Origin of the sequence: Roseateles sp. (genome assembly GCF_965229315.1) — a bacterium.
In the GTDB taxonomy this organism is placed as follows: Bacteria; Pseudomonadota; Gammaproteobacteria; order Burkholderiales; family Burkholderiaceae_C; genus Pelomonas.
In genome coordinates this window covers 3,692,134-3,709,622 of record NZ_CBDDJA010000002.1, presented here as the reverse complement: position 1 = coordinate 3,709,622, position 17,489 = coordinate 3,692,134, and the positions used below count along the sequence as shown (strand labels likewise).

Here is a 17,489-nt window from a genome sequence, read left to right as displayed (position 1 = left end):
CTGGACTCCTAGAGCTTCGTGCCGAAGCGCAGTTTGTTGTGGTCGGGGTCGACGAGCAGGAACTCGCGCACGCCCCAGGGCATGTCTTCAATGGGCTTGACCGGCGTCACGCCGCGCGCGATGAACGCGGCGTAGGCGGCATCGGCGTCGGGCACCCAGAAGTAGACGGCGCCGCCGGGTGCGCAGTCGCCGGCGTGGCCGCTCAGGAAGATCGTCTGGCCTTCACGCGTGAGCTGCAGGAACAGCGGCAGGCCGGGCTCGAACTGGTGCTGCCAGTCGATGCTGAAGCCGAGCTGGTCGACGTAGAACGCCTGCGCTCGCGCCGCGTCCGTCATGCGCAGCTGAGGGATGACGGTTTGCGCGCTCATCGCGCGACGGCGGTGGGCGCCAGGTCGTGGGCGCGCTTGGCCGCGGCGTCGAACTGCGCCCCGAACGGCGGGCGCTTCAGATAGCGGCCCTTGCCTTGCTCGGCGCGCAACTCGCCGCGGGCGAACACGACCCGGCCTTGCGAGATCGTGTGGCTGGGGATGCCGCGTACGGTGCGGCCCTCGAAGATGTTGAAGTCGTTCTTCGAGAACTGCGTCTTGGCGGAGAGCGTCTTGGTGCCGGCCGGGTCCCACAGCACGAGGTCGGCGTCGGCGCCCTCGGCGATGACGCCCTTGCGCGGGTACATGTTGAACAGCTTCGCGGCGTTGGCCGACGTGATGGCAACGAACTCGCTGGGCGTGAGCCGGCCGGAGTTGACGCCGGCGTCCCACAGCACGGCCATGCGCTCCTCGACGCCGCCGCAGCCGTTGGGGATTTTGGCGAAGTTGTCGCGGCCCATGCCCTTTTGCTCGGCGCAGAAGGTGCAGTGGTCCGTCGCGGTCGTGTGCAACTGGCCCGACTGCAGGCCGCGCCACAGGAACTCCTGGTGGATCTTGGGGCGGAAGGGCGGGCTCATCACGTAAGCCGCCGCCTTGTTGAAGTCGGGGTCGCGGTAGACGCTGTCGTCGATGAGCAGGTGGCCTGCCAGCACTTCGCCGTAGACGCGTTGGCCGCGGGCGCGCGCGCGGGCGATGGCCTCGGCGCTCTCGATGCAGCTGACGTGCACGACGTAGATGGGCACGCCCAGCACGTCGGCGATGGCAATCGCCCGGTTGGCGGCCTCGCCCTCCACCATGGGCGGGCGCGACATCGGGTGGCCTTCGGGGCCGGTGATGCCCATCTTGGCGACCTCGGCCTGCAGCAGGTAGACCAACTCGCCGTTCTCGGCGTGCACAGTGGGCATGGCGCCCAGTTCCAGCGAGCGCTTGAAGCTGTTCACCAGCGTCTCGTCATCGCACATGATGGCGTTCTTGTAGGCCATGAAGTGCTTGAAGCTGTTCACGCCCTCCTCGCGCACCAGCGTGCCCATGTCGTCGCTGACGCTCTGGTCCCACCAGGTCACGGCCACGTGGAAGGCGTAGTCGGCCGCGCTCTTCTCGGCCCAGCCGCGCCAGGTGCGGTAGGCGTCCATCAGCGGCTGCTGCGGGTTGGGGATGACGAAGTCGATGATGCTCGTCGTGCCCCCGGCCAGCGCGGCTGCGGTGCCGGTGAAGAAGTCGTCCTGCGTGACCGTGCCCATGAAGGGCAGCTGCATGTGCGTGTGCGGGTCGATACCGCCGGGGATCAGGTACTGGCCGGTGCCGTCCAGCGTGGTGGTGCCGGCCGGCGCCTCTTTCGCGGCGCGCTCGCCGAGGGCGGCGATGCGGCCGTCGATACACAGGACGTCGGTGCGGGTCTCGGCGTCGGCATTGACGACGATGGCGCCGCGGATCAGCAAAGGAGAAGTGGTCATGTCGCGCTCCGGGTGAGCGGTTGGGATTGGGTCTTGCCCGCCATCAGCACGCCATAGACGATGGCGGCGAGAGCGAGGCCGGCGAACCAGGCATAGGTGTAGATGGCCTTGAACGCCGCGCCGACCTCGGGGAAGGCGGCCGGGAAGGCGGCATTCAGGAAGCCGGGAATGTTGGGGGCCACGCCGACGGCGAAGGCGATGACGGCGGCCAGGTTCCAGCCACCGCGGTAGCTGTAGCGGCCGCCCTCAACGTAGAGGTCATCGACCACCAGCTCGGTCTTGCGCAGCCCGTAGTAGTCGACGATGAGGATGCCGGCCACCGGCCCCAGCAGCGCCGAGTAACCGATCAGCCACGTGAAGATGTAGCCCTCGGTGGAGGCCAGGATCTTCCACGGCATCATCGCGATGGCGATGCCGGCGGTGATGATGCCGCCCAGCTTGTAGCTGATGCGGCCGGGCGCCAGCGCCGAGAAGTCGTAGGCCGGGCCGACGAGGTTGGCGGCGAGGTTGACGCTGACGGTGTCGATCAGCAGCACGATGAGCGCGATCAGCACGGCCGCCCCGGTCATGCGGCTGGCCAGGTCCACCGGGTCCCACAGCGCCTTGCCGTAGATGACGACGGTGGCCGACGTGACGAACACCGCCAGCGCCGCCAGCAGGCCCATGGGCAGCGGCAGGCCGATGGCCTGGCCCACGAGCTGGTCACGCTGCGTCCTGGCGAAGCGCGTGAAGTCGGGGATGTTCAGCGCGAGCGTCGCCCAGAAGCCCACCATCGCGGTCAGTGATGGCCAGAACACGGCCGAGAACTGGCCGGCTTTGGCGCCACCCGGCTCGAAGGCCGAGGGCTGATGCAGGATGGGGCCGAAGCCGCCGGCCTTGTCCCAGGCCCACCACAGCAGCACGAAGCAGATGACGATCTTGATGGGCGCCGTGTAGGTCTCCAGCTTGCGGATGGCGTCGATGCCGTGCACGACGAACCAGAACTGCAGTGCCCAGAACAGCAGGAAGCAGCCCAGCTGCGCGGCGTTGATGCCCAGGCCCGGCAATGGGTCGCCGCTGAGCGGGTGGCCCATCAGCACGCCGGCCAGCGTGTAGATCATCTGCCCGCCGAACCAGGTCTGGATGCCGTACCAGCCGCAGGCGACCAGTGCGCGCAGCAGCGCCGGCAACCGCGCGCCGCGCGTGCCGAACGACGCGCGCGCCAGCACCGCATACGGGATACCGTGCTTGGCGCCGGCGTGGCCGATCAGCAGCATCGGCACCAGCACGATCAGGTTGCCCAGGAACACCGTGCCCACCGCCTGATCCCAGCTCATGCCCGACTCGATGAGGCTGGCCGCCAGCGTGTACGCCGGTATGCACATCACCATGCCCACCCACAGCGCGGCGAAGTGATACCAGCGCCACGTTCGCTGAGCGGCCGTCGTCGGGATCAGGTCCGGGTTGCTCAGCGTCGGGTCATTCATGGGCAGATCCCTTGGGTTTTACGTGTTCTGCGGGAAAGCAAATTGCGGGCCCTTCGGGGTCGAGTCGGGCCAGCGCTGCATGACGGCCTTGTGGCGCGTGTAGAAGCGGATGGCTTCCGGGCCGTAGGCATGGTGGTCGCCGAACAGGCTGCGCTTCCAGCCGCCGAAGCTGTTGAAGGCCATGGGCACCGGCAGCGGCACGTTCACGCCCACCATGCCGACCTGGATGTGGTGCACGAACTCGCGCGCCACATGGCCGTCGCGCGTGAAGATGGCCACGCCATTGGCGTACTCGTTGGCTTCGATAAGCGCGATGGCGGCCGCCAGGTCCGGCACGCGCACGACGCACAGCACCGGGCCGAAGATCTCTTCGGTGTAGCAGCTCATGTCGGCGCTGACGCAGTCCAGGAGGGTGCCGCCGACGAAGAATCCGTCTTCATGGCCCGGCACGCGCAGGTTGCGGCCGTCCACCACGGCCGTGGCGCCGGCGGTCACGCCTTCGCCGATCAGCTTCTCGACACGCTGCTGCGCCGCGCGCGTGATCAGCGGGCCCATCTCGGCGCCGGCCGCGTGGCCTTCGCCGATCTTCAGCGCGCGGACCTTGGGGGCCAGCGCGGCGACGAGCTTGTCGCCCATGTCGCCCACCGCCACGGCGACGGAGATCGCCATGCAGCGCTCGCCGGCCGAGCCGTAGGCCGCGCCCATCAGCGCGTCGACGACGCCGTCCAGCTCGGCATCGGGCATGACGACCATGTGGTTCTTCGCGCCGCCCAGCGCCTGCACGCGCTTGCCGTGGGCGCTGCCGACCTTGTAGATGTGCTCGGCCACGGGGGTGGAGCCGACGAAGCTGACCGCGGCGATGCCGGGGTGGGCCAGGATGGCGTCCACGATGTCCTTGTCGCCCTGGATGACGCTGAAGATGCCGTCAGGCAGGCCGGCTTCCTGCAGCCAGCGGGCCATCAGCAGCGAGGCCGACGGGTCGCGTTCGCTGGGCTTCAAGATGAAGGCGTTGCCGCAGCCGATGGCGATGGGGTACATCCACATCGGCACCATGGCCGGGAAGTTGAACGGCGTGATGCCGGCCACCACGCCCAGCGGCTGGCGCATGCTCCAGGCGTCCATGCCTCGGGCGATTTGCTCGGTGTATTCGCCCTTCAGCAGCTGCGGCATGGCGGTGGCGAACTCGACCACCTCGATGCCGCGCGCCACCTCGCCCAGCGCGTCGGGCAGCGTCTTGCCGTGCTCGCGCACCAGCGCCTCGGCCAGCAGTTCGCGGCGCTCCTGCAACAGGGTCAGGAACTTGAACAGCACACGCGAGCGCGCCAGCGGCGGCGTCTGCGCCCAGGCCTTGGCGGCCTGCGTGGCGCTGGCGACGGCGGCGTCCAGGTCGGCCGCGCTGCCCAGCAGCAACTGGCCTTGCACGGCGCCGGTGGCGGGGTTGTAGATGTCCTGCTGGCGCTCGCCGGTGCCGCGGCTCACGGCGCCGTTGATCCAGTGGCCCACTTCGTAGTGACTCATCGCAATTCCTTAGCTGCAGCTCGTGCTCATCGGGTTGTTCGGATGCGTCGTCCAGTTGGCATAGCTGCCGTCGATGACCCGCCCGGTACGGGCATCGGTCTCGCCGGGCTGGAGCGCGCGCATCGTGATGGTGCCAGGGACCGGGCAGATCGACACGCACAAGTTGCAGCCGACGCATTCGGCGTCGTTCACATGGAAGTGCCGCTGGCCGTCCTTGGTCGCGAAGATGGCCTGGTGCGAGGTGTCTTCGCAGACGATGTGGCAGCGCCCGCACTGGATGCAGCTGTCCTGGTTGATGACGGCCTTGTCGACGTGGTTGAGGTTGAGCTGGTTCCAGTTCTTCACGGTGGGCACCGCGCGGCCGCGGAAGTCATCCAGCGACGTGTAGCCCTTCTCGTCCATGAAGTTGGACAGGCCCGAGCACAGGTCCTGCACGATCTTGAAGCCATAGACCATGGCCGCGGTGCAGACCTGCACGGTGCCGCAGCCCATGGCGATGAACTCGGCCGCGTCGCGCCAGGTGGTGATGCCGCCGATGCCGCTGAGGGGCAGGCCGGCGGTGGCCGGGTCGCGGGCGATCTCGGCCACCATGTTCAGCGCGATGGGCTTCACGGCCTGGCCGCAGTAGCCGCCGTGCGAGCCCTGGCCGTCGGTGGACGGGCTCATGACCATGGTGTCCAGGTCCACGCCCATGATGGAGTTGATCGTGTTGATCAGGCTCACCGCATCGGCGCCGCCCGCATGCGCGGCGCGGGCCGGGAAGCGCACATCGGTGATGTTGGGCGTGAGCTTGACGATGACCGGCAGCTTCGTGTGGGTCTTGCACCACTCGGTCACCTGCTGGATGTACTCCGGCACCTGGCCCACGGCCGAGCCCATGCCGCGCTCGCTCATGCCGTGCGGGCAGCCGAAGTTCAGTTCCACGCCGTCCGCACCCGTGTCGGCCACGCGCGCCAGGATGGCCTTCCAGCTCGCCTCGTTCACCGGCACCATCAGCGAGACGATCATGGCCCGGTCCGGGAAGTCGCGCTTGACGCGGCGGATCTCGTCCAGGTTGGTCTGCAGCGGCCGGTCGGAGATCAGCTCGATGTTGTTGAAGCCGATGACGCGGCGGTCCTGGCTCCACAGCGTGGCGTAGCGCGGGCCGTTGACGTTGACGACCGGCGGGTCCTCGCCCAGCGTCTTCCAGACGACGCCGCCCCAGCCCGCCTCGAAGGCGCGGCGCACGTTGATCTCCTTGTCGGTCGGCGGGGCCGAGGCGAGCCAGAAGGGATTCGGGCTCTTGATGCCCAGGAAGTTGGTGCTCAGGTCAGCCATGGGCCACCCCCGTCAGTGCGGTGTGAATGGAGAGTGCGGCGCGCTTGCCGTGTTCCACGGCTTCCACGGTCAGGTCCTTGCCGCCGGCGCGGCAGTCGCCGCCGGCCCAGACGCGGGCGAGGCTGGTCCGGCCGTCGTCGTCGGTCTTGATGCGGCCCGACTGCAGCTCGATGGCGGCGCCGGCCGGCGCTGCGTCGAAGGTCTGGCCGATGGCGCGCAGCACCAGGTCGGCCTTGAGCGTGAACTGCTCACCGGTGTCCACCAGCTTGCCGCCCTCCAGCTTCGTGGCCGCGAAGCGCATGCCGGTCAGCACGCCGCCTTCGGCCTCGACGGCCAGCGGGCGCGCCCAGCAGCGCAGGGTCACGCCGTTCGTCTGCGCCCAGTGCTGCTCGTGCGTGGAGGCCGACAGGCCGTCCATGCCGCGGCGGTAGACCATGGTGACCTGCTCGGCGCCCAGCAGCTTGCTCTGCACTGCGGCGTCCACCGCCGTCATGCCGCCGCCGATGACGACAACCTGGCGGCCCACGGCCACTTGCGACGGCTCGCTCTGGCGCAGTTCGGCGATGAAGTCCACCGCATCGCGAAGGCCGGGCAGCTCGGGTTCGGCAATGCCCAACGCATTGACGCCCGCCAGGCCCAAGCCCAGGAACACCGCGTCGTGCTCAGCCAGCAGGCCGTCGAGCGTGATGTCGCGGCCGAGCCGGCAGTTCAGCTTCGGCGTGATGCCCCCGACGGACAGCAGCCAGTCCACTTCCTTCTGCGCGAAGCCGCCGGCCACCTTGTAGGTCGCCAGGCCGTATTCGTTCAGCCCGCCGAGCTTGGCATTGGCATCGAACAGCGTCACGTCATGCCCGTGCACCGCCAGGCCGTGCGCCGCAGCCAGGCCCGCCGGGCCTGCGCCCACCACGGCCACGCGCCGCCCGGTCGGCGTGGCGCGCGTGAACAGCGGCTTGCCCGGGTGGGCCAGGTAGCCCTCCACCGCGTAGCGCTGCAGCAGGCCGATCTCCACCGGCTTGCTTTCGTTGGTGTTGCGCACGCAGGCCTGCTCGCACAACACCTCGGTCGGGCAGACGCGGGCGCACATGCCGCCCAGCGGGTTGGCCGTCAGGATGGCCTCGGCCGCGCCGCGCACGTTGTCCTGCGCGACGCGCTGGATGAACGTCGGGATGTCGATGCCGGTCGGGCAGGCCGTCTGGCACGGGGCGTCATAACAGTAGTAGCAGCGCTCTGCTTCAATGAGCGCCTGTGGCCGGTTCAGTGGCGGATGAGCGTCGGCAAAGTTGCTGGCATAGTCGGCAGCGCTCAAGCGCCCCGCTTTCAGGTCGGCAAGGTCCATCGGAAGTCTCCTGGAAACTGGGCAAACATTACTACCCTGTAAAAATTGACCGAAGCGTAAAAACCCGCAGCCTCGCGTTGGTGCGCGCTCGTCAGAATCGGTGCATGTCAGCCCTCCCATCCGCCCTGCGCGTCCCGCGCGCCGCCACGCTGCGCAAGCAGGAGGCCATCCTGGCCGAAGCCGAGCGCCAGTTCGCGCGCTATGGTTTCGAGGGCGTCAGCCTCGACAGCATCGCGGCCGTGCTCGATCTGTCGCGCCAGAACCTGCTGTACCACTGGCCCAGCAAGGAAGAGCTCTACCGCGCCGTGCTGGACAGTGTGATGGGCGAGTGGATGGCCAACATGACGGCCATCGCCGAGGCCGACGAACCCGAGACGGCCATCCACACGTATGTGGCGGTGAAGCTACGTTTCAGCCGCGACCGGCCCAGCGGCAACGCGGTGTTCACTCGCGAGATCATGGCCGGCGCGCCGCGTTACCAGGACGTGCTGAAGGCCCAGGTCATGCCGCTGCTGCATGCCGACGTGGAGCGCTTCGAGCACTGGGCCGACCAGGGCCTGATCCGGCGCCTGGACTTCACGCACCTGATGTTCCTCATCTGGTCGTCCACGCAGGCCTACGCCGACCTGGGGCCGCAGTTCTCGCTCTACATGGGTAAGCCCGCGCTGGACGACGAGGACTTCGACGCCGCGCATGCGCTGATCACCGGGCTGATCTGGCGCAGCCTGCAGATCACTTAACGCACCGCTGCCGCCGCTCAGAGCTTCAGCAGCGCCTCCAGGTTCACGCGCAGCTTCAGTTCCGCCGGGGTGAGGCTGGCCGCGATGGCCTGGCTGGCCAGCCGGGTGTCGCGTGGCACGGGGTTGCTCAGTGGGTTGCCGCTCTTGCCGATCAGCGCGGCCACCTGCGGTTCGGTGGCGCTGAAGCCGCGCTTGAAGACGATGCCGATCTCGCCGTTGGCCAGCCGCACGATGGTGCCGGGCGGGTACAGGCCCACGGTCTTGATCAGCGCCATGCCGCTTTCGTCGTGCTGACCGAGTTCGTCGAGGAACACGGCGCGCGTCGCCGCGGCGCCGCTGAGCGCCTGGCGGCTGCGGCGCGGCGACAGCCGAGCGCCGAACAGGTCGATGCGGCGCAGCAGACGCGCCAGCATCTCGCCGTCGCTGCGCGCGGCCAGCGGGCCGGGGCCGGCGTCATGGTGCAGCCGCACGGCGGCCAGCCACACGGGGTCGTCGACGCCGACCTGGGCCAGCCGTTGCGCGGCATGCACGCCGTGGTCGTGCAGCGACTGGCGCTGCGCAGCGGTGGCCGGCTCGGCCTGGCTGGCGAGCCGGTCGTGCGCAGCGCCGGCGCCGTAGTTCATCGTCAGCGCGGCGCCCTGCAGCGACTCGCGCAGCGCCGGCGACAGCTGGAGCTGCTGCGCGACGAGGTCGGCCAGCAGCAGCGTCAGCAGCGCGTGGCGGGCGCTGTAGTCGTCGTACTCCTGGCTGCTCTCGAAGATCTGCAGCATCAGCGTGGCGTCGGGCTGCGCGTTCAACCGCTTCAGCGCCGCGTCGCGCAGCGTGTTCAGCCGTGCGGCAAAGCCGTCGGGGTCGGGCGCCTTGAGCAGGTTGTGCAGGCGCAGCAGCAGGTCCGACCAGGCCTCGCGCGGCCCTTGCTCCACGCGCACCGGCGTCGGGTCGAAGTGGAACTGGCTGTCGGCCGAGGCGATGTCGGCCAGCGTCGAGTCCCGGTGGACCAGGGTGTCCATGCGGTGTGCCAGCGCGCGCTGGTACTCGGGGGTGTCCTCGGCAAGGACCCAGGCGCCGCCGTCCATCAGGCCGCGCACCAGCGGCGAGTCGCGCAGCACCTGGCCGCGCGCGAACAGCAGCTTGCCGCTGGGGTCGTAGATGTCATGCGGCAGCGTCATGCCCAGGCGCAGCTTGCCGGCGGGGAGGTGGATCAGGTCGGAGGACATGTCTTCTGCATTGTCGGCATGGCTTCACGCGGCTTGAGGCAGGCTTGACCGTGTGCGAAGGGGCGGCTGCGTAGAATTCCCGCCCATCCGAGGAGCGCTGCGACGGGTTTTGCCTGCCAGGCTCGGATTTCTGCAACGGCGCTCATCGATCTCCCCTGTGGACCGCCATCGATGACCCTCTCGCCGCCCCCTCTCAAACTTTCCGGCCTGGAACCCGTCGCCATCGACGCCGGCAGCCTGTTCGTCAACATCGGCGAGCGCACCAACGTCACCGGCTCCAAGGCCTTCGCCCGCATGATCCTGGCCGGCCAGTTCGAGCAGGCGCTGGCCGTGGCCCGCCAGCAGGTGGAGAACGGCGCGCAGGTCATCGACATCAACATGGACGAGGCCATGCTGGACAGCCAGGCGGCCATGGTGCGCTTCCTGAACCTGATCGCCGGCGAGCCCGAGATCGCGCGCGTGCCCCTCATGATCGACTCGTCCAAGTGGAGCGTCATCGAGGCCGGGCTGAAGTGCATCCAGGGCAAGGGCATCGTCAACTCCATCAGCCTAAAGGAAGGCGAGGACGAGTTCCGCCGCCAGGCCAACCTCGTGCGCCGCTACGGCGCCGCGGCCGTGGTGATGGCCTTCGACGAGAAAGGCCAGGCCGACACCTTCGCGCGCAAGACCGAGATCTGCGCGCGGGCCTACCGCATCCTCGTCGACGAGGTCGGCTTCCCGGCCGAGGACATCATCTTCGACCCCAACATCTTCGCCATCGCGACGGGCATCGAGGAGCACGACAACTACGCGGTGGACTTCATCGAGGCCACGCGCTGGATCAAGGCGAACCTGCCCGGCGCCAAGGTGTCGGGTGGCGTGAGCAATGTGAGCTTCAGCTTCCGCGGCAACGAGCCGGTGCGCGAGGCCATCCACACGGTGTTCCTGTACCACGCCATCCAGGCGGGCATGGACATGGGCATCGTCAACGCGGGCATGGTGGGCGTGTACGACGACCTCGACGCCGAGCTGCGCGAGCGCGTGGAGGACGTGGTGCTGAACCGCCGGCCCCGGCTCGCCGAAGGCGAGCCTCCGATGTCGGCGGGCGAGCGCCTCATCGAGATCGCCGACCGCGCCAAGAGCGCCGGCAAGGATGATTCCGCGCGGCTGGCCTGGCGCGCGGGCGACGTCAACCAGCGGCTGAGCCACGCGCTGGTGCATGGCATCACCGACTTCATCACGGCCGACACGGAGGAGGCCTGGCAGGCCATCTCGGCCGGTGGCGGCCGGCCGCTGCACGTCATCGAAGGCCCGTTGATGGCCGGCATGAATGTCGTCGGCGACCTGTTCGGCGCGGGCAAGATGTTCCTGCCGCAGGTGGTGAAAAGCGCCCGCGTGATGAAGTCCGCGGTCGCCCATCTGCTGCCCTACATCGAGGAAGAGAAGCGCCTGCTCATCGAAGGCGGCGGCGACGCCAAGCCCAAGGGCAAGATCGTCATCGCCACGGTCAAGGGCGACGTGCACGACATCGGCAAGAACATCGTCACGGTGGTCTTGCAGTGCAACAACTACGAGGTCGTCAACATGGGCGTCATGGTGCCGGCCCAGGACATCCTGCGCAAAGCCAAGGAAGAGGGCGCGGACATCATCGGACTGTCCGGCCTCATCACGCCGAGCCTCGAAGAAATGCAGCATGTCGCCGCCGAGATGCAGCGCGACGAGTACTTCTCGTCGCGCCACATGCCGCTGCTGATCGGCGGCGCGACGACCAGCCGCGTGCACACGGCCGTGAAGATCTCGCCGCACTACGACGGCCCTGTGGTGTATGTGCCGGACGCCTCGCGCGCCGTGGGCGTGTGCACCGAACTGCTCAGCGACGACCGCGCCGCGGCCTACATCGCCGAGCTGCGTGCCGACATCGAGAAGACCCGCGCGCTGCACGCCAGCAAGAAGCAGACGCCGCTGGTCACGCTGGCCGCGGCGCGCGCCAACAAGGCCGTGCTGGACCTGGGCCGCGTGGCGCCGCCGCCGAAGTTCATCGGCCGGCGCGTGTTGAAGAACCTGGACCTCGCCGAGCTGGCCCGCTACATCGACTGGGGGCCGTACTTCCAGACCTGGGACCTGGCCGGGCCGTACCCGGCCATCCTGGACGACGAGATCGTCGGCAGCGAGGCGCGCCAGGTGTTCGCCGATGCGCAGGCGATGCTGAAGAAGATCATCGACGGCCGCTGGCTGCAGGCGCATGCGGTGTTCGGCCTGTACCCGGCCGCGCGCGTCAACGACGACGACATCGCCGTCTATGCCGATGCTTCGCGCACCGGCACGCTGATGACCTGGCACGGCCTGCGCATGCAGAGCGAGCGGCCGGTCATCGACGGCCCCGAAGGTCAAAAGATCAGGCGCCCCAACCGCTGCCTGTCCGACTTCGTCGCGCCCGAGGGCGACCATGTCGGCCTGTTCGCCGTCACGGCGGGCCTGGGCGTCGACAAGAAGGAAGCCGAGTTCCTCGCCAAGCATGACGACTACGCCGCCATCATGCTCAAGGCCCTGGCCGACCGCCTCGCCGAGGCCGCCGCCGAATGGCTGCACGAGCGCGTGCGCCGCGAGTTCTGGGGCTATGCGGCCGACGAGGCGCTGAGCAACGAGGCGCTGATTGCCGAGAAGTACGCTGGCATCCGCCCCGCACCGGGCTACCCGGCCTGCCCGGACCACCTCGCCAAGCGCGACATGTTCCGCGTGCTGGCACCCGACGAGATCGGCATGGGCCTGACCGACAGCATGGCGATGACGCCGGCCGCCAGCGTCAGCGGCTTCTACCTGGCGCACCCGGACGCGGCGTACTTCAACGTGGGCCGCATCGGCGACGACCAGCTCGACGACTGGGCGCGGCGCATGGGCCTGACGCGCGAGGACGCTGAGCGGGCGCTGGCGCCGCTGCGCGGCTGACACATTCGCTGACATCGCCGGCTTGGCCGTGCGGTCGCGTCCTACAAGTCGAGACGCGCGGCGCAAGCATGCTGCGGGCACCACAAAAACATCCGGAGCCCGCATGTCAATCCCGCTCAAGTCCACGCAGATCGTTGCCGGCACGGCCATCGTCCTGGCGCTGCTGGGCGGCGCCTACGCGGTAGGCCGTTCGGCGAACAGTGACCGCCTGGCGGACACGCAGCCTGCCGAGACGGCCGCGCAAGTGGCTGCAGCCACGCAGGCTGCGGCGCCACAGCGCCTGGCCGCTGCCGAGGTGCCGCAGCCAGTGCAAACCCGCCCGGTCGAGCCGAGCAACACGGTGGCGTTGTGCCAGAGCTGCGGTCGCGTGACCAGCGTGCACACCGAATCGCGCCGAGGCCATGCCAGCGGTGTGGGCGCCGTGGGTGGCGCCGTCGTGGGCGGCCTGCTGGGCAACATGGTCGGTGGCGGCACCGGCAGGAAGATCGCCACCGTGGCCGGTGCCGTGGGTGGTGGCTACGCCGGCAACGAGATCGAGAAGAACCAGAAGACCTACACCGTGTGGGTCGTGCAGGTGCAGGAGCGCGATGGCCGCCTGCGCCGTTTCGAGCGCAATGCCGACCCCGGCCTGCGCGTCGGCGACGAAGTGCGCCTCACCGAGGGCGGGTTCGAGCGCCGCTGACGGCGTGCAGCCCTTGCGGGGGTGCAAGCCTAGACCCAGGAGGCCGGGTCGAGCCGGTAGTAGTCGCTCAGCTGCGCATACAGCGCCGGGTGGCCCGCGGCCAGCTCCACGGGCCGCTCGAAGAACAGCTCGCTGATGACGGCGAAGAACTCCGCCGGGTCGGTGGCGCCGTAGGGGTCGATCAGCCCCGGTTCGCCGCGCGCCAGCCGCCAGCGCAGCGCATCGAACTCGTTCTGCATCACCGTGGACCAGCGCCGGTAGGCCTCGGCCGTGGGCAATGCGGGTGCGCCGTTGGCGTTGCCGTTGGCCTGGTCGAGCTGGTGCGCGAACTCGTGGATGACGACGTTGTGCCCGTTGCCCGGCGTGGCCGCGCCGCGCTGCACCTCGTCCCAGGCCAGCAGCACCTGGCCCTGGCTCCAGCTCTCGCCGGCCAGCACGCGGCGCTGGTCCGACAGCACGCCGCCGGCCTCGGTCACCGGGCGGTCGACGATGAAGGCGCTGGGGTACACCAGCACCTGGCGCAGCTCCGGATAGACGCCGCGCGCCGCGCCCAGCAGCGGCAGGCAGGCCAGCGCGGCGATGGTCACGCGGATCTCGTCCGTGACGCGCAGGCCGCGGCAGCCGAGGATGGGCTTTTCGGCCAGGAAGACCTGCATCAGCGCCTTCAGCTTGAGCTGCTGGCGCGCCGGCAGCCGCGCGACCAGCGGCACGCGCCGCCGCAGCAGCCGCCGCCACGCGGGCGGGAATGGCCGGCTGGCGATGCGCTCGCGGCGGTGGCGCACCCACCGCGGCCACAGCGCGACGCCTGCGGCGAGCAGCAGGACGGACGAGAAGAAGATCAGCAGGAACATGGGCGGGCTCGGTGACGGGGCAGGCCGGATGACGCAGATGTGCAGCGGCAGGGGGCGGTCCCGCTGGCTCATGCCTGCCAACTCTGGCAACCCTGCCAATCCTGTCAACTGGGGTGTCACTGCGGGCTTTGCAAGTACGGGTTGACCCCGGGGCCCGGCCATGAGGGGGTTAGCCGCAGGCGTGGCGACCTGCGCTAGCCTGTCGGGATGTCCACCACACCGCGCGCCCACGAGTCCCGCCTGCAGGCCTGGCAGGTGCTGCTGGGGGGCATCTGCGGCCTGGTGCTGACCATCGGCCTGGCCCGTTTCGCCTACACGCCCATGCTGCCGCAGATGCAGGCGCAGGCCGGCCTGGGTGTGGCCGACGGCGGGCTGCTGGCGGCCATCAACTACGCCGGCTACATGAGCGGCGCGCTGCTGGCCGCGTGGATCGAGAGCCCCGCGTGGCGCCAGCGGCTTTACGTCTGGGGCCTGCCGCTGGCGCTGGGGATCACGGCGCTGATGGGCTGGAGCACCTCCTTCGGCGTGTGGGCGCTGTCGCGCTACGTGGGCGGCCTGTGCGGTGCCTGCGGCATGCTGCTGGGTTCGGGGCTGGTGCAGGGCTGGCTGATCCGCGCGGGGCGCCGGCCGGAGCTGGGCCTGTATTTCATCGGCCTGGGGCTGGGCATCGTCGTGTCGGCGCTGGGCGCGATGGGCATGACGCGCGGCCTGGGCCTGGGCTGGGCGGCGCAGTGGGAAGGCTTTGCGCTGCTGGGGCTGGTGTTCCTCGTGCCGGCCTGGCTGTGGCGCCCGCCGGTGCCGCCCCCGGCGACGAAAGCCGCAGCGGCCGGCGCGCCCAGCCGGCGCTGGATGGCGCTGATGGTGGCGGCCTACTTCTGCGCGGGCTGGGGCTTCGTCATCAACGCGACCTTCACGGTCGCCATCGTCGAGAAGCAGCCGCTGCTGGCCGGCCAGGGGCCCTGGGCCTGGCTGCTGGTGGGCCTGGCGGCCACGCCGGCGGTGTTCGTGTGGGACCGCATCGCGCGGCGCACGGGCGACGTGGGCGCGCTGCTGATCGCGTTCGGCGTGCAGATCGTGGGCGTGCTGCTGCCGGTGCTGGCCGGTGGGCTGGTCGCCGCGCTGGCGGGCGCGCTGCTGTACGGCGCCACCTTCATCGGCATCGTCAGCCTGACGCTGGCGCTGGTGGGCCGGCGCTCGCCCGGCAACCCGGGCAAGGCGATGGCGCGGCTGACGCTGAGCTACGGCGTCGCGCAGGTCAGCGCGCCCGCGCTGACGGGGCACATGGTGCAGGCCAGCGGCAGCTTCGACGCGGCGCTGTGGCTGACGGCCGGCGTGCTCGCCACGGGCATGGCGCTGCTGGTGGCGGTGCAGCGCGAGTCGCGTTGAGCGCGGCGCATTGCATTGCCTTGGTGGACCGTGATCTCAAGTAAAGCCGGGGTAACGGGTTGTGAGCGCGGTCATCGGCCGCGGCCCGCCGGGGGTTAGAGCACCCGGGCTGCGTGTTTTCGCAGCCGGAGTGAACACCATGAAACGAACCACCCTGGGACTGGTCCTGATCGCCGCCGCGCTGCTGTCCGGCTGCATCATCGTGCCGCCCCGCCCCTATGGCCGCTACCAAGGCACGGCCCACGTGACGGTGGTGGACTCGCCGCGCTACGGCGGCGGCTACGACCGCGGCGGCCGCGACGACGGCCCGCAGCAGACACCGCGCCGGGGCTGGTGACATGAAGCCGCTGCTCAAGATCGCCACACCGGCGCTGCTGATGACGGCGCTGCTGTCGGGCTGTGTTGTCGTGCCCTCCCACCGCGGCTACGTGGCCGCGCCCGGCGTCGTCGTGGTCGACGCGCCGCCGCCCGCGCCGTATGCCGAGGTCGTGCCGGTGATGCCCTACCCGGGCGCCGTCTGGATCAACGGCTACTGGGGCTGGACGGGCGGGCGCCACCAATGGGTGCCGGGCTACTACGAGCGTCCGCGGCCGGGCTACCGCTACGAGCCGCACCGCTGGGAGAACAACGGTGGCCGCTGGCACCTGCACGCGGGCGCGTGGGTCAGGCTCTGATCACAGCCGTTCGATGACGGTGGCGATGCCCATGCCACCGCCCACGCACAGCGTCACGCAGCCGGTCTGAAGGTCGCGGCGCTCCAGTTCGTCCAGCAGCGTGCCCAGCAGCATCGCGCCGGTCGCCCCCAGCGGGTGGCCCAGCGCGATGGCGCCGCCGTTGACGTTGATGCGGTCCGGGTCCACGCCGAGGTCGCGCGCCGTCTTCAACGGCACGGCCGCGAAGGCTTCGTTGATTTCCCACAGGTCGATGTCGCCGGCCGCCATGCCGGCCTGGTGCAGCGCCTTGCGGCAGGCCGGCGTCGTGCCGGTCAGCATGATCGTGGGCTCGCTGCCGGTCACGGCCGCGGCGCGGATGCGCGCACGAGGCTTCAGGCCGGCCGCGTCGCCACCAGCCCTGGAGCCGACGAGCACCAGCGCCGCGCCGTCGACGATGCCCGAGGAGTTGCCCGCGTGATGCCGGTGCGCTATTGCGGACGCCTGCGGGTACTTGCGCAGCGCCAGCGCGTCGAACCGGGCGCCCAGCTTGAGGAAGCTCGGGTTCAGCGCGGCCAGCGTCTCGCCGGTCGTCTGCGGCCGGATGGTCTCGTCCTCGGCCAGCAGCAGTGCGCCCGTCTCGTCATGCACGGGCACCAGGGCCCGCGCGAAGCGGCCTTCGGCGCGGGCCGTGGCGGCGCGCTGGTGCGAGCGGGCGGCCCACGCATCCAGGTCCGCGCGCGAGAAGCCTTCCAGCGTCGCGATCAGGTCGGCGCTGATGCCCTGCGGCACGAAGCCGACGGTGTCGACGACGCGCTCGTCCAGCAGCCATGCGCCGCCGTCGCTGCCCATGGGCACGCGGCTCATGCTCTCCACGCCGCCGGCCACCACCAGCCGCTCGAAGCCGCTGGCCACCTTGGCGGCCGCGAGGTTGACGCTCTCCAGCCCCGACGCGCAGAAGCGCGACTGCGTGACGCCGCCCACCGTCTCGGCCCAGCCCGCGTCCAGGACGGCGATACGGGCGATGTCGCCGCCTTGTTCGGCGATCGGCGTCACGCAGCCCAGCACCACGTCGTCGACGAGCGCGGTGTCCAGCTGCATGCGCTCGCGCAGCGCCTGCAGCAGCGTGCGCATCAGCCAGATCGGTGTGGCCGCGTGCAGCGATCCCTCGGGCTTGCCTTTGCCACGCGGCGTGCGGCAGTGGTCGTAGAGGTAGGCATCGAACATGGGTCGGGTCTCGTCAGGCGATCTGGGGATGTTGCCAGGGTGCGGCGCCCCGGCTGCCGCTACATTCGCGCGGTCAACCGACCAGGGAGTTCGACGTGATGCCTTCTCTTTCGTTCGCCAGCGCGCTGTCCCTGCTGGCGTTGCTCGCTGCATGTGCCGCGCCCAGTGCCGGCGACAAGGTGGCGGCATCCGACGCGGCTCAGGCCGACGTGGTGTGTTTCTTCGAGGCGCCCACCGGCACCAACCGCAAGGTGCGCCGCTGCATGAGCAAGGAGGAGTACAACAAGGCGTCTGAATCCGCGCAGCGCATCGCCGGCGAAATCCGCACCCCGCCGCCACCGCCGCAGTAAGCGGG

The 17,489-nt window shown here is 69.9% G+C and carries 16 protein-coding genes and 1 riboswitch; of the genes, 7 read left to right on the top strand and 9 right to left on the bottom strand.

Annotated features, from left to right (window positions below; genetic code table 11):
* Positions 1-8: 8 nt before the first annotated feature.
* From ACO07H_RS21925 to ACO07H_RS21900, 6 genes are read right to left on the bottom strand one after another with little or no spacing between them, the layout of a single operon-like run.
* Positions 9-368 (bottom strand): bleomycin resistance protein, encoded by a 360-nt coding sequence (locus ACO07H_RS21925; RefSeq protein WP_422018128.1) that lies wholly within the window; start codon positions 366-368, stop codon positions 9-11.
* A complete protein-coding gene (hydA, locus tag ACO07H_RS21920; protein WP_422018126.1) occupies positions 365-1,819 on the bottom strand; it encodes a dihydropyrimidinase in 1,455 nt (484 codons plus the stop codon). Before hydA ends, ACO07H_RS21925 begins: the two co-directional genes overlap by 4 nt.
* Positions 1,816-3,285, bottom strand: coding sequence for an NCS1 family nucleobase:cation symporter-1 (locus tag ACO07H_RS21915; RefSeq protein WP_422018124.1), 1,470 nt, complete (start codon positions 3,283-3,285; stop codon positions 1,816-1,818). The genes hydA and ACO07H_RS21915 overlap by 4 nt, the downstream gene beginning before the upstream one ends.
* 18 nt (positions 3,286-3,303) lie before the next feature.
* Entirely contained in the window at positions 3,304-4,803 is a 1,500-nt protein-coding gene (locus ACO07H_RS21910) for a CoA-acylating methylmalonate-semialdehyde dehydrogenase (protein ID WP_422018122.1), read from the bottom strand.
* Positions 4,804-4,812: 9 nt separating this feature from the next.
* Positions 4,813-6,120, bottom strand: a complete 1,308-nt coding sequence (gene preA / locus ACO07H_RS21905) for an NAD-dependent dihydropyrimidine dehydrogenase subunit PreA (protein WP_422018120.1) — start codon at positions 6,118-6,120, stop codon at positions 4,813-4,815.
* Positions 6,113-7,456, bottom strand: a complete 1,344-nt coding sequence (locus ACO07H_RS21900) for an NAD(P)-dependent oxidoreductase (protein ID WP_422018118.1) — start codon at positions 7,454-7,456, stop codon at positions 6,113-6,115. The genes preA and ACO07H_RS21900 overlap by 8 nt, the downstream gene beginning before the upstream one ends.
* Before the next feature lie 104 nt (positions 7,457-7,560).
* Between ACO07H_RS21900 and ACO07H_RS21895 the strand changes: the two genes are divergently transcribed.
* A complete protein-coding gene (locus ACO07H_RS21895; RefSeq protein ID WP_422018116.1) occupies positions 7,561-8,196 on the top strand; it encodes a TetR/AcrR family transcriptional regulator in 636 nt (211 codons plus the stop codon).
* A gap of 17 nt (positions 8,197-8,213) precedes the next feature.
* Here the strand turns inward: ACO07H_RS21895 and ACO07H_RS21890 are convergent, their stop codons facing one another.
* On the bottom strand, positions 8,214-9,413 hold the full coding sequence (locus ACO07H_RS21890) for a hypothetical protein (RefSeq protein WP_422018115.1): 1,200 nt from the start codon (positions 9,411-9,413) through the stop codon (positions 8,214-8,216).
* Positions 9,414-9,496: 83 nt separating this feature from the next.
* Positions 9,497-9,564, top strand: a riboswitch (S-adenosyl-L-homocysteine riboswitch).
* A 20-nt stretch (positions 9,565-9,584) separates the two neighbouring features.
* On the opposite strand from ACO07H_RS21890, the gene metH reads away from it, so the two are divergent.
* Both metH and ACO07H_RS21880 read left to right on the top strand, forming a co-directional pair.
* On the top strand, positions 9,585-12,338 hold the full coding sequence (metH, locus tag ACO07H_RS21885) for a methionine synthase (protein ID WP_422018113.1): 2,754 nt from the start codon (positions 9,585-9,587) through the stop codon (positions 12,336-12,338).
* A gap of 103 nt (positions 12,339-12,441) precedes the next feature.
* Positions 12,442-13,020, top strand: coding sequence for a glycine zipper 2TM domain-containing protein (locus tag ACO07H_RS21880; protein ID WP_422018111.1), 579 nt, complete (start codon positions 12,442-12,444; stop codon positions 13,018-13,020).
* 29 nt (positions 13,021-13,049) lie between these two features.
* Here ACO07H_RS21880 and ACO07H_RS21875 read toward each other — a convergent pair whose 3' ends face one another.
* Positions 13,050-13,871 (bottom strand): zinc-dependent peptidase, encoded by an 822-nt coding sequence (locus tag ACO07H_RS21875; protein ID WP_422018109.1) that lies wholly within the window; start codon positions 13,869-13,871, stop codon positions 13,050-13,052.
* A gap of 207 nt (positions 13,872-14,078) precedes the next feature.
* Between ACO07H_RS21875 and ACO07H_RS21870 the strand changes: the two genes are divergently transcribed.
* The 3 genes from ACO07H_RS21870 (at position 14,079) to ACO07H_RS21860 (ending at position 15,931) form a co-directional block, all read left to right on the top strand.
* Entirely contained in the window at positions 14,079-15,257 is a 1,179-nt protein-coding gene (locus ACO07H_RS21870; RefSeq protein ID WP_422018107.1) for a YbfB/YjiJ family MFS transporter, read from the top strand.
* A 139-nt stretch (positions 15,258-15,396) separates the two neighbouring features.
* A complete protein-coding gene (locus ACO07H_RS21865; protein WP_422018105.1) occupies positions 15,397-15,594 on the top strand; it encodes a hypothetical protein in 198 nt (65 codons plus the stop codon).
* A 1-nt stretch (position 15,595) separates the two neighbouring features.
* Positions 15,596-15,931 carry a hypothetical protein gene (locus tag ACO07H_RS21860; RefSeq protein ID WP_422018103.1) on the top strand — a complete coding sequence of 112 codons (336 nt, stop codon included), beginning with the start codon at positions 15,596-15,598 and terminating at the stop codon, positions 15,929-15,931.
* Here ACO07H_RS21860 and ACO07H_RS21855 read toward each other — a convergent pair whose 3' ends face one another.
* The gene (locus ACO07H_RS21855) at positions 15,932-17,134 is read right to left on the bottom strand and encodes an acetyl-CoA C-acetyltransferase (RefSeq protein WP_422018101.1); all 1,203 of its coding nucleotides are present in this window, start codon (positions 17,132-17,134) and stop codon (positions 15,932-15,934) included.
* A 98-nt stretch (positions 17,135-17,232) separates the two neighbouring features.
* Between ACO07H_RS21855 and ACO07H_RS21850 the strand changes: the two genes are divergently transcribed.
* On the top strand, positions 17,233-17,484 hold the full coding sequence (locus ACO07H_RS21850) for a hypothetical protein (RefSeq protein ID WP_422018099.1): 252 nt from the start codon (positions 17,233-17,235) through the stop codon (positions 17,482-17,484).
* The last annotated feature ends 5 nt before the right edge of the window (positions 17,485-17,489 follow it).